This is a genomic window from Alcaligenes sp. 13f (assembly GCF_020496585.1).
In the GTDB taxonomy this organism is placed as follows: domain Bacteria; phylum Pseudomonadota; class Gammaproteobacteria; order Burkholderiales; family Burkholderiaceae_B; genus Alcaligenes; species Alcaligenes phenolicus.
In genome coordinates, this window is the sequence record NZ_JAHKKC010000027.1 from 35669 (window position 1) to 47802 (window position 12134).

Sequence of the window (12134 nt, forward strand, 5' to 3'; positions counted from 1 at the left end):
AACTACAAGCAAGCAAACTGCAGCCCAAAGCTTGGGCGGTAATCCAATCCTTGCTTGGTCCATACGAAGCAAACCGGGCGTTGAAGCTCCGGCCCAGCCAGGCCGGAGAGCACGGTGAAACGGCCAAACCAAACCAAGCGCCAAGAAGTTCAGCCAACGCCGAACCACATCAAACCAAACTAAACCAAACTTGATTAAGACCAGATTGGATCGGGTCAGGTCAGGTCAGGTCAGGTCAGGTCAGGTCAGGTCAGGTCAGGTCAGATTAGTGTAGGTCAGGCCAAACCTATTCTGCTTTCGCAGCTGGATCAACTTCCACCGCTTTCGGCTCTTCGGGATTCAGACCCGTCGCTACATCCCAGCCACCACCCAAGGCAACCATCAGCTTGACCGCAGCCCGCAGGCGTTGGGACTCCAGATCCAAAGCCTGCCGCTCGGCTGACAAAGCCGTAGCCTGGGTTTGTGCCAGACTCAGGAAATCCACCAGACCAGCATCAAACTGATTGCGCGTCAGCCGCAGGGATTCGCGTGCCGCGGCCAGAGAACGCGCCTGGCTGGCTTGCTCCAGCTCCAGGCCATTGCGTTCAGACAAGGCATCTTCCACTTCCTTCAACGCATCCAGCACCGTCTGACGATAGGCAGCCAATTGTTCGTCATAGCTGGCCTCGGCCTGCTCGACTTGCGCACGGCGTGCCCCAAAATCCAGCAAAGTCAGGGCAAAGGCTGGGCCCAGGGACCAGACGCGCGCGGGTGCCGTCAGCCATTCGCTAAGATCACTGCTGCTGAACCCTCCACTGGCCTTCAGGCTCAGACTGGGAAACCAGGCAGCCTTGGCCACACCAATCTGGGCATTGGCCTGCGCCATGCGACGCTCGGCACGGGCCACATCGGGGCGACGTTCCAGCAAACTGGATGGCAGACCCACCGGAATATCCGGAGCAACAGGCCAGGGCGCATGAGGCACCACCTCAAACTGGGAAGGTGCGCGGCCTACCAACACAGCCATCGCATGCAGGTAGGTGGCCTTCTCGCGATTCAAGGCCAAGCGCTGGGTGCGAGCCCCCTCTAGCTGGCTTAAGGCTGCAGCCACATCTCCCGGTGCCGAAAACCCGGCGTCCAGGCGATTCTGATTGATTTGCAAAGAACGCTCGTACGCGGCCACGGTTTCATCCAGCACTCGCTCGCTGGACTCCACACTGCGGTACTGCAAATAAGTCTGTGCCAATTGAGACTGCAGGCTCAAGCGTGTAGCAGCCATATCCGCAGCACTGGCTTGCAGGCCAGCATCACCTGCTTCTACCTGACGGCGAATCCGCCCCCACAAATCCACTTCCCAATTCACCGTGATGCTGGCGTCATAGGCGCTGCTGCTTTGGCTGGTATCACCCGACCCGCTGCCACGCCGTGTCGTGCCGACCGAACTGCCTACTTGCGGGAACTGGGTCGAACGCGTGTTGGACAGGGTGGCCTGCGCCTGACGAACGCGTGCCTGTGCCTGCTGCAAAGTGAAGTTCTGCTCGTTCAGGCTTTGCATCAGGGTGTTGAGCACGCCATCGTTGAAGCTTTCCCACCAGGGGCCGCGGTCTTTCAAATCAGCCGGTTCGGCCTGCTTCCAGGCCGTGGACCGTACCTCTTCCCTGAAGTGCTCGCCCACCGGCGCTTCGGGCCGCTGATAATCAGGGCCAACAGCACATGCGGACAGGAGCAGCACCATCCCAGCCAGTGCGAAGCGCGGAAGAATCATGGCGTTAGAAGTAGGCATATCAGCTTATATATTCAAAGTTGTCTGGTTCTTGCGGCGCATGAAGCGATGGCGCAAACGATCCAGATAAAGATAAACCACCGGCGTGGTGTACAAGGTCAGGATTTGACTGAGCACCAAACCACCCACAATGGTGACGCCCAAGGGCTGGCGCATTTCCACGCCCGGCCCGGAGGCCAGAATCAAAGGAATAGCACCAAAAATGGCGGACAAGGTCGTCATCATGATGGGGCGGAATCGCACCAGGCAGGCTTCGTAAATAGCTTCACGCGAACCCATGCCGCGCTCACGCTCCATTTGCAAGGCGTAATCCACCATCATGATGGCGTTCTTCTTGACGATACCAATCAGCAAGAACACCCCGATCATGGCAATCAGGTTGAACTCGCCACTAGTCATCATCAGGGCCAGCAATGCCCCAATCCCAGCCGAAGGCAAAGTGGACAGAATGGTGAGCGGGTGCATATAGCTCTCGTACAACATCCCCAGCACGATATACAAAGCCACCAAAGCAGCCAGGAACATCATGGGTTGCTTGGCCAGGGCATCGAGCATCTGCGCCGTATTACCTTCAAACCCGGCCTGGATCTCGCGTGTAGGAAGCTGAATACGAGCCATGGCCTGCTCAATGGCCGCCGTTGCCTGACTGAGGGTGACGCCTTCGGCCAAACCGAAGGACACAGACTCGGCCACCAGCAAACCCATATGGTTAATGCTGCGCGGCGCGGTGCCGGTCGTAAAGCGCGTAAAGGCAGACAAAGGAACGCGGGTGCCGTCTTTGGCAACGACCTCGATTTCCTTCAGAGACTCCAGATCCTGCGCAAAACGCGGCTCCACTTCCATGACTACGTAATACTGGTTCAAGCGGCCAAAAATCGTGGAAACCTGACGCTGGGAAAAGGAGTTATTCAAGGTCCCCGCCACCATGGACATATCAATGCCCAGGCGCGTGGCCATATCGCGGTCAATTTCCAGCTGGACCAGGCCTGCCTTATCGTCCGTGCCAGTGTCCACGTCCACCAGCTCTGGCAATTCGGCCATGGCTTGCTGAACCTTGGGCAACCAGGTTTTCAACAGCTCCAGATCACTGCCCAGCAAGGAATAGTCGTAAGAGCCACTGCGCCCACCGCCCCCGCTACCGACCGGAATATCCTGCTGCGGCACCATGAACATGCGCGCCCCCGGCGTGGTGGATAAAGGCTCGCGCAGACGATTCACAATATCCGTCGTGCTGGCCTTGCGCTCGTCCATAGGTTTGAGCTCAACCAGAATAAAGGACGAGGTGCTGCCACTGCGGCCACCGGCAAACACGGCCACCGAACGAATGTCCGGGTCCTGATTCAGGATAGAACGGAAGTATTCCAGCTTGGGCACCATGGACTGGAAAGAGGTCCCCCGGTCGACTCGGAAAAAACCCATCAACTGGCCAGTATCCTGCTGCGGGAACAGTCCCTTGGGCACCACGGCGTAGAGGTACACATTCAGGCCAATCGTGACGAACAAGGAGAACAGCATCAGGCGATGGTGCTTGAGCGCCCACCCCAATGAACGACGGTAGCCACGCCAGCTGACGCTGCCTATCCAGCCCAAAAAGCGGCTGATAGGGTTGGTGGACTCATGCTCTTGCGGCCCAGGACGCAGCAGGCGCGATGACATCATGGGAGTCAGCATCAAGGAGATCACCAGGGACACCAGGACGGCGGTACACAAGGTGACGGCAAACTCCATGAACAAGCGTCCCGCCAGCCCGCCAATCAACCACAAGGGAATGAACACGGCCACCAGCGACAAGCTCATGGCTGTGACGGTAAAGCCCACCTCCCGCGTCCCGCGCAAGGCTGCCCGCATGGGGGACAAGCCTTTTTCCAGGTAACGCATAATGCTTTCCAGCACCACGATGGCGTCATCCACCACAAATCCGGTAGCGACAATCAGGGCCATCAGGGAAATGGTGTTCAGCGTAAAGCCGAACAAATGCATGAAGGCAAAGGTACTGATCAAGGACGCCGGGACGGCAATGGCCGGAATTAAAGCAGCGCGCCAGTTTCGCAGGAACAGCAAGACCACCAGCACCACCAGGGCCACCGCAATAATCAGTGTCAGTTGAGCCTCTTCCAGCGTGGCACGAATACTGGGCGTACGATCCTGAGCCACTGTCAATTGCGCCTGGCTGGGCAGCATTTCCTCGATACCAGCCAGGCGTTCACGAATGGTATTGACCGTCTCGATAATATTGGCGCCCGCCTGACGACGCACAATCAACAGCACCGCTTCCTGGTTATTCCAGTAACCCATGCTGTGAATGTTCTCAACAGAGTCCTCGACCTTGGCCACATCTCCCAAACGAATAACCTGCCCGTCCTGATTCTTCAGAATCAAGGGGTCAAAAAACCGTGCCTGGTTGTACTGCTTGCCCGAGTTGATCTGCCACTGGCCCTGCTCACTTTCCAGGTAGCCATTAGGACGCAAACTGTTGGCGTTATTGATCACCGAACGCACATCGTCCAGCGCAATGCCAGCCGAGGCCAATGCCTTGGGATTCAATCCCACCCGTACCGCTGGCAAGGAGCCACCGCCCACGTCTACCGAACCCACGCCCGGAATCTGTGCCAGCTTCTGCTGCACAATGCCGCTGGCCATATCAAACAGCTGGGCCTTGTTTGCCGTCTGCGAGGTCAGCGCCAGCACCATGATAGGCATGGACGACGGGTTGACCTTCTCGTAGGTGGGCACGCTGGACATGCCCGAAGGCAACATGGGCCGGGCCTGGTTGATAGCGGCCTGCACATCGCGTGCAGCCCCTTCAATATCTCGGTCCAGTTCAAATACCAGCATGATCTGGGTGGAACCCTCGCTGCTGCGAGAGCTCATTTCCGACACCCCGGCAATAGAACCTAAAGCCTGCTCCAGTGGCGTGGCCACACTGGAAGCCATGGTTTCAGGGCTGGCACCGGGCAAATTGGCCGAAATCGCAATCACCGGAAAATCCATTTCCGGCAAAGACGCCACGGGCAAGAGCCGCAAGGCCAATGCGCCCACCAAGACCATCGCCAGTGTCAGCAGGCTGGAGCCCACTGGCCGGAAGATAAACAGCCCTAACAAGCGTTTCATGTCGACTCGCGTACCGACTTGGCGCCATTACGGGTAAAGCGGTCAAAAAACAGATAGATCACGGGAGTCGTGAACAGGGTCAGCACTTGGCTAGCCAAGAGACCGCCCACCATGACCAGTCCCAAGGGTTGACGCAGCTCTGCGCCAGAGCCGGTGGCCAGCATCAAAGGGATGGCACTGAACAAGGCCGCCAGAGTCGTCATCAAAATGGGGCGGAAACGCAGCAAGGCGGCTTGATGAATGGCCTCTTGCGGTTTCATGCCCTGCTCGCGCTGCGCCTCCAGGGCGAAGTCGATCATCATGATGGCGTTCTTTTTCACGATGCCAATCAGCAGGATGATCCCGATCACCCCCACCATGTCCAGATCCCGCCCGGCTAACAGCAAGGCAAGCAGCGCGCCGATGGCAGCCGAAGGCAGCGTCGACAAAATAGTGATGGGGTGGATATAGCTTTCGTACAAAACACCCAGCACGATGTACATGGTCAGCACGGCGGCCAACATCAGCCACAGCGTGCTGGACAAAGAGGCATGGAAGGCCTTGGCGGCACCCAGGTAGCGGGTATCCACCGAGGAGGGCATACCGATCTGGTCGGGCACGGTTTCAATGGCTTCAATGGCGTCGGACAAGGAATAGCCATCAGCCAGGTCAAAGGACACGTTCACGGACGGGAACTGTCCCAAGCGCTCTACCGATAACGTTGTGGGAACCAGCTGAATGCGCGCCAGGGAAGTAATCGGCACAGGTGTACCTGCCGCTGTCATTACATGAATATTTTCCAGATCCTGCGGGCCTTGGCGATATTGATCCTTGACCTCCAGCACGACACGGTACTGGGCAGACTGCGTGTAGATCGTGGAGATCAAACGCTGTCCGAACGCGTCGTACAGTGCATCGTCGATATTTGCCTTGGTCACGCCCACACGGGCTGCCGCATCCCGGTCTATATCCAGCAGCACTTGCAGGCCATCGTTTTGCAGGCTCATGGATGCATCTTTAATCTGCGGCAAGGCATTGACAGCATCCAGCCAGCGCGGCATCCAGGTCGTCAGCACCTCTGTTTCCGGGTCCGACAAGGCCATCTGGTACACATTACGGCTGATCTGATCGTCTACCGTCAGCTCCTGAATGGACTGTTGGTAAATCGACAAACCGGGAATATCTTTCAGACGCTCATCGAGCCTGGCCATGATTTCATTGGCGCTGGCCCGGCCTGAACCAATGGGCTTCAAAGCAATTTGCAGACGGCCATTGTTCAAGGTGGCGTTCGTGCCATCTACCCCGATAAAGGACGTGACGGCTTCCACATCCGGATCTTCCAGCACAATCGCAACGGCTTGCTGCTGCAAATTCCCCATTGCGCGGAACGACGCGGTTTGCGGTCCTTGGGTAATCGCCTGAATCAGGCCGGTATCCTGTTGCGGGAAAAAGCCTTTGGGGACGATCACGTACAGCAGGCCCGTCAACACCACTGTGCCCAGAGCTACCCACAAGGTCAGCGTCTGGTGGCGCAGCACCACAATCAGGCCACGGTCGTAAGCCGCAATGATGCGGTCCATCTGATCGCCCAACCAGGTCGTGAAACGGCCATACTGGCGTTCGTCCTCGGGCTTGAGCATACGCGCACACATCATGGGCGTGAGCGTCAGCGAAATGAACAGGGACAGCAGGATGGCGACGGCCAGGGTAATGGCAAACTCACGGAACAAACGGCCGATGACATCGCTCATGAACAGCAGCGGAATCAGCACGGCGATCAGGGAGATGGTCAGTGACAGCAGGGTAAAGCCAATCTGCGCCGCGCCCTTCAAGGCAGCCTGCAAGGCGGTTTCGCCCTTTTCGATATAGCGGGCGATGTTCTCGATCATCACGATCGCATCATCAACCACAAAGCCGGTGGCAACCGTCAAGGCCATCAGGGTCAGGTTATTGATACTGAATCCCCACATCAGCATGATGGCAAAGGTGGCGATCAGGGAGATAGGCACGACAACGCTGGGAATCAGCGTAGCCGTCCAGGTGCGCAGGAACACAAAAGTCACCAGCACCACCAGCACAATGGCCAGCATCATTTCCTTTTGCACATGGTCAACCGAGTCCCGAATGGTCTGGGTGCGGTCCGTGGCGACTTCCACATCCACACCGACCGGCAAGGAACGGCGTATCTCGGGCAGCAGGCTTTGAATCTGGTCCACTACATCAATGACGTTGGCGCCAGGCTGACGCTGAATATTCAGCAAGATCGCAGGCACAGTCCCCATCCAGGCGGCCTGACGCACATCCTGCGCATCCCGCACCACCTTGGCCAGTTCGCCCAGACGCACGGCAGCACCGTCCTTGTAGCTGACGATCAGATTTTCATAATCCTGTACCGTTTTCAGTTGTTCATTGGCACCGATGCTGGTGGAACGCTGAGGCCCATCCAGATTGCCTTTGGGCTGGTTCACGTTGGCCGCGACCACCGCCTGCCGCAGGTGACTTAAGGTCAGATTGCGGACGGCCAAGGCGTTGGGATCAGCCTGAATGCGCATGGCTGGTTCCTGACCACCCGCAATGCTGACCAGACCCACGCCCGTCACCTGCGAGAGCTTTTGTGCAACCCGCACATCAATCAGGTCGCGCACCTCGTGCAGGGGCATATTGGGGGAGGTCACCGCCAAAGAAATAACCGGGGTATCAGCCGGATTGACCTTGTTATAGATAGGCGGTGCAGGCAAATCATTGGGCAGCATATTGGAGGCGGCATTAATCGCCGCCTGCACCTCTTGCTCGGCCACATCCAGGGGCAAGCCCAAATCAAACTGCAAGGTAATGCGCGATGCCCCGCCTGAACTGGACGAAATCATCTGCGACAGGCCCGACATGCTGCCGAAACGCCGCTCCAGCGGTGAAGTGATCAAGGCCGCCACTACATCCGGGCTAGCGCCCGGATAGAGCGTGACCACCTGAATAGTGGGGTAATCCACCTGCGGCAAAGCGGCTACGGGCAACATGCGATAGGCCAGCAAGCCGGACACCAGCAAGGCCACCATCGCCAAGGTGGTAGCCACCGGGCGCAGGATAAAGATACGCGACATGCTCACGGCTTACTCGCTTGCAGGACGTGGACGGCGACCCTCACCCGGACGTTTGCCTTGCTCTGGCTTGTCGGCGGCATCATCGGGCGCAGGCTTTTCCTTGGCCTGACCATCTTGCTGCATCACCTCGACCTCCGAGCCTTCACGCAAACGGTCAGTCCCTTCAACCACCACACGATCGCCCTCTTTCAGGCCGGTTTTAATCAAGGTCAATTCCAGCGTGGCCGTCCCCAATTCCACCACCTGGATATGGACCTTGTCCTCGGCATCCAAGGTGTACACATACGTGCCCACCGAACCCCGTTGCACAGCGTGCGATGGGATCAGCAAGCCTTGTTCCTGGCCCAAAAAGACACGGGAATTGACAAACTGATTAGCAAACAAGGTTTCATCGGCATTATCAAATTCGGCCTTCACTTTCAGCGTGCCGGTATTGATGTCGATCTGGTTATCCAGTGCCTGCAAACGGCCCTTGTCCGACAAGAGCTGACCCTTGCTGTCGATCAGGGACACCCGCAAAGGCGATTCGCTTTGTTTCATGGCCTCCAGCAGGCTGCTCAATTGATTCTGCGGCAAGGAGAACTCCACGCCTATGGGATCCGTCTGGGTAATGACGACAATCCCATCAGTACTACCGGCAGACACCAGATTGCCCTGATCCAGCTTGCGCAAACCCAGGCGGCCATCCAAAGGCGCCGTAATACGAGTGCGATCCAGCTGGACCTGCGCACGGGCCACCTCTGCTTGATTGGATTTGATCTGTGCCTGCAGTTGCTGCACGGCCGTTTCCTTGGTTTCCAAGGCCTGGCGAGCAATAGAATTCTGTTGAAACAGGACGCGGTGGCGGGCCAGTTCCTGCTGCGCCCCTTTGAGCTGAGCCTGATTCTGCGCCAATTGGCCACGCGCCTGATCCAGTTGCACCTGATAGGTACGCGGATCAATCTCGGCCAGCAAATCGCCGGCCTTTACACGTTGGCCGTCCTTGAAGTGGATGCGTTCGAGCACACCATCAACTTCACCGCGCACGGCGACTGTTTGCAAAGGTTTAACCGTGGCAATCGCATTGACCGTTTGGTCGATCAGGCCTTCCTTGACCGTGGCCACCTGCACCGGGACTTTAGTCGCCCCCATCATGCCGCGAGGCCCGCGCATGGGAGTGGACGTACTGGAAGGGGAAGACAGGGCGTAATAAACGAGGCCTGCTGTCACCAGCAGCCCCACCACCACCCAGACATAGAAGGATCGGGACCGCCGACCTCTGCCTGTGTTCAACTCCGACATGAATACTCCCCGGCTAAAACTTGATTGTCTCTATGCACGGTCTAAATAAGCGTTTAAGCACTACCGATCGTGACGGCGACACGCATTATGCAGCCAAAACACGATAGCAATTAGTTTCAAACGATAAAGAGATACAAGCGCTGACAAAACCGCATCCCTGCTAGACCACGCTGGCACAGCAAGTATAAAAGCGGCAGTCTGAACCTTATATGAACAGCGTTTTCAGCCGAAGTTGCAACGGGCCAGCCTGAAGGGGATATCCCCCGTCACGGCCTGCGGTTTCAATTGATTATCTTGCTGCACAAAGCGTATCCAGATGACGTAGCGGTTAGCGCTCATTTCCGGATAGATGCACGCACCGGCGTCCACCCACACCCGCAGCAACTGGAAGGTCTTGCCTGCCAGCATTTCTTGATAGGAACCGTCACGGGCCAGTTGGTCTGCCGAGTCACCCGACTGGCGCAGCAAGCGCAAAATCAAGGCCAGACCTTGATACAGTGGCAGGAAAGACTCGGACCAACGGCGCAAATCCTGGACACGATCGGCATCGGGGCGCTGTTGCCAGGAATAATAAGAAGGCATGTCCACCTGCGACGTACCACCGGGCACAGCAACCCGGCCCCGCAAACTGGCCAACCATTCATTTTCACGCAGGCCCTGCCCCACCCGTCCCTGGGCCGAGAGGTCAGCAGAAGCGCGCACAATTTGTTCAATCATCTTGTCCAGCGCCTGCAGCTGAACACCGGGGTGTTCACGCAGCGCAGCCAGCGCCACGCGCTGACGCTCCAGGTCTTGAAGAACAGCAGAACGCAAATCGGTTCGATCCGAGATGTCCAGCAAATCAAACAAAGTCGCTACAGCAATCTGATGCGAGTACGCATCCTGGTTGGCCGAAAAATGAAACAGCCTATCGAACAAGTATTCGACTCTCAGTAAAGCCCGGACACGCTCATTGCAGGGGTATTCGTATAGAGTCACGCGTTTAAAAACCTTTTTCTGTCGACTGGAGGGTCAGACACGTCGTGTTGTCAGGCAGTCAAGGCACACCAGCGTTGGTGTACTGCTCGCGCCCGCTCTTCCAACAGGGGCAAAGTCGTCTGCCCGTCATTCAGAACCACGTCGTCGGCCACATCCAGGCGCTGCTGACGTTGCGCCTGTGCTGCCATGATACGTTCAATTGTGGCCACTGCCAGCCCGTTGCGCTTTTGAACACGCTCGATCTGGGTCGCTTCATCACAATCCACAACGCAAATCCGGTCCACACGGTCTCGCCATCGTCCTGATTCCACCAGCAAGGGTACAACCACAACAAGATAACATCCTTGCGCTTTCAAGGTCTGTGCTTTTGTTACGTTCCAAATCAGGGGATGAATGATCGCCTCGAGTCGATGACGGGCATCAGGATCGGCAAATACACAGGCCCGCATCCAATCCCGGTCCATGGAACCATCCGCGGCCAAGGCCTGTGCCCCAAAGGCAGCGCGAATCGGCTCAATGGCCAGACCACCGGGCGCGGTCAACTCATGCGCGATGACATCCGTATCCACGACAGCCGCCCCCCAAGAGGCAAAAAAATTGGCCACCTGGCTTTTGCCCGATCCAATTCCACCAGTCAGCCCAATTGTCAGCATGCGCAATCCACGGATAAAAAACAAAACTGTAACGTACCCGCGCCAATCCTCCTACCCTGAATAGACCTGATACTGTCCCGCCGCCCCAGGTCTAGCGTAGAATTCAGCTATCAACCAGTCCACGGAAGCCCGCCATGTCTTTCACCAAGATTTCCCCTCTGCGTTCCCTTACCTTGCTTTCGGTCGTTTTGCTGGCAGCATGTGCCCAGGCACCCGTTCAGCCTACCCCCAACGAAGGTCGTGACTCCACCCAGAAAGACGCCCTGCGCCAAGCGCAAGGTAGCGGCACCGCCCGTGCCCCCTCGCAAATCAATTTAGGCTTCGGTAACCAGGAAGGCCTGCACGCCATTACACCGGCCCGCGCCCAGCAGCCTGCCGCCATGGTCGACCGTAGCGTTCCAGAGCTGGCCGAGCCCAAAACCTTTCTGGGCACCCTGTCCTGCCCACCACAAGGCGGCGCATGTGAGCCCTACAAAATCAGCGTAACCCTGGCTCCTGCTGGCCAATGGCGCTTGCGTGCCACCCCGCTGGGTGCTGGCGAAGAACACCGCATGAGCGGCTGCTGGGTACCTATCGGCACACAGCCTACCCGCATCGCTTTGCTGGCCAACAACGACTCGACCTTGGCCGATCTGAGCTTTGTGAACAACAACGTACTGCGCATTCACACCTTTAACCAGCAACGCCCTACGCTGGAGAGCCACCTGACTCGCCAAGCCGACATCGACCCGATCAGCGAGCTGGACGGCCAGGCCACTCCTGCCTGCCGCTAATCTAAGGCATAGACAGGCTGCCCACCAGGCTGGGCGGCAGCACATCGCGCAAGCCCGGCTCGCTAAATACAAAGCGGGTCAATTCAACCGCATTGCGCACGCGTAACTTCTGAAAAACGCGTGCCCGATGCGCCTCCACCGTACGCTGGGAAATCGCCAATTCAGCCGCAATCACCTTGTTCGCCTTGCCGATGGCGATATAAGACAGCACGTCGCGCTCGCGCGGAGTCAGACTTTCAAACAGCACAGAGGCGGGCAAATGACTATTCAATACCATGTCAGTCTCGTATATCTGTACCAGGCGAACAGGCCGCCTGCGATGTGAAAAATCAACCATAGACAGAGTTTGTCATTTTAGGCAGGGACTACGCGACTGTTAACTTGTACGGGATGTTTTTGTCACAGGACTAATATAGATACACGGTTTTCAATGCGTCGGAAAACCATCTTTTTACGCCTCAAATTGGGGATAAACGCAGACAAAGCTACAGCCTCATCC

Annotated in this window: 8 protein-coding genes; 1 reads left to right on the forward strand and 7 read right to left on the reverse strand. The window is 57.4% G+C overall.

Annotated features, from left to right (window positions below):
- Window positions 1–286: 286 nt before the first annotated feature.
- From KOE80_RS17680 to coaE, 6 genes are all read right to left on the reverse strand, one after another.
- The gene (locus tag KOE80_RS17680; RefSeq protein WP_035270390.1) at window positions 287–1762 is read right to left on the reverse strand and encodes an efflux transporter outer membrane subunit; all 1476 of its coding nucleotides are present in this window, start codon (window positions 1760–1762) and stop codon (window positions 287–289) included.
- Between the two features lie 6 nt (window positions 1763–1768).
- Window positions 1769–4873 (reverse strand): efflux RND transporter permease subunit, encoded by a 3105-nt coding sequence (locus KOE80_RS17685; protein ID WP_226349617.1) that lies wholly within the window; start codon window positions 4871–4873, stop codon window positions 1769–1771.
- A complete protein-coding gene (locus tag KOE80_RS17690; protein ID WP_319002434.1) occupies window positions 4870–7956 on the reverse strand; it encodes a multidrug efflux RND transporter permease subunit in 3087 nt (1028 codons plus the stop codon). The genes KOE80_RS17685 and KOE80_RS17690 overlap by 4 nt, the downstream gene beginning before the upstream one ends.
- 3 nt (window positions 7957–7959) lie before the next feature.
- A complete protein-coding gene (locus KOE80_RS17695; RefSeq protein ID WP_035270381.1) occupies window positions 7960–9231 on the reverse strand; it encodes an efflux RND transporter periplasmic adaptor subunit in 1272 nt (423 codons plus the stop codon).
- 222 nt (window positions 9232–9453) lie between these two features.
- The gene (zapD, locus tag KOE80_RS17700) at window positions 9454–10209 is read right to left on the reverse strand and encodes a cell division protein ZapD (protein WP_026484449.1); all 756 of its coding nucleotides are present in this window, start codon (window positions 10207–10209) and stop codon (window positions 9454–9456) included.
- A gap of 50 nt (window positions 10210–10259) precedes the next feature.
- On the reverse strand, window positions 10260–10862 hold the full coding sequence (gene coaE / locus KOE80_RS17705) for a dephospho-CoA kinase (protein ID WP_009458744.1): 603 nt from the start codon (window positions 10860–10862) through the stop codon (window positions 10260–10262).
- A 134-nt stretch (window positions 10863–10996) separates the two neighbouring features.
- On the opposite strand from coaE, the gene KOE80_RS17710 reads away from it, so the two are divergent.
- A complete protein-coding gene (locus tag KOE80_RS17710) occupies window positions 10997–11635 on the forward strand; it encodes a hypothetical protein (RefSeq protein ID WP_009458742.1) in 639 nt (212 codons plus the stop codon).
- 1 nt (window position 11636) lies between these two features.
- On the opposite strand, the gene KOE80_RS17715 is transcribed toward KOE80_RS17710, so the two are convergent.
- Window positions 11637–11912 (reverse strand): response regulator transcription factor, encoded by a 276-nt coding sequence (locus tag KOE80_RS17715; RefSeq protein ID WP_035270375.1) that lies wholly within the window; start codon window positions 11910–11912, stop codon window positions 11637–11639.
- Window positions 11913–12134: the final 222 nt, after the last annotated feature.

Excerpts from the sequence above, each read along its gene's own strand:
- KOE80_RS17695 (WP_035270381.1), bottom strand. The coding sequence starts at position 9,231 with ATGTCGGAGTTGAACACAGGCAGAGGTCGGCGGTCCCGATCCTTCTAT.
- KOE80_RS17685 (WP_226349617.1), bottom strand. The coding sequence starts at position 4,873 with ATGAAACGCTTGTTAGGGCTGTTTATCTTCCGGCCAGTGGGCTCCAGC.
- KOE80_RS17710 (WP_009458742.1), top strand. The coding sequence starts at position 10,997 with ATGTCTTTCACCAAGATTTCCCCTCTGCGTTCCCTTACCTTGCTTTCG.
- KOE80_RS17680 (WP_035270390.1), bottom strand. The coding sequence starts at position 1,762 with ATGCCTACTTCTAACGCCATGATTCTTCCGCGCTTCGCACTGGCTGGG.
- KOE80_RS17715 (WP_035270375.1), bottom strand. The coding sequence starts at position 11,912 with ATGGTATTGAATAGTCATTTGCCCGCCTCTGTGCTGTTTGAAAGTCTG.
- coaE (WP_009458744.1), bottom strand. The coding sequence starts at position 10,862 with ATGCTGACAATTGGGCTGACTGGTGGAATTGGATCGGGCAAAAGCCAG.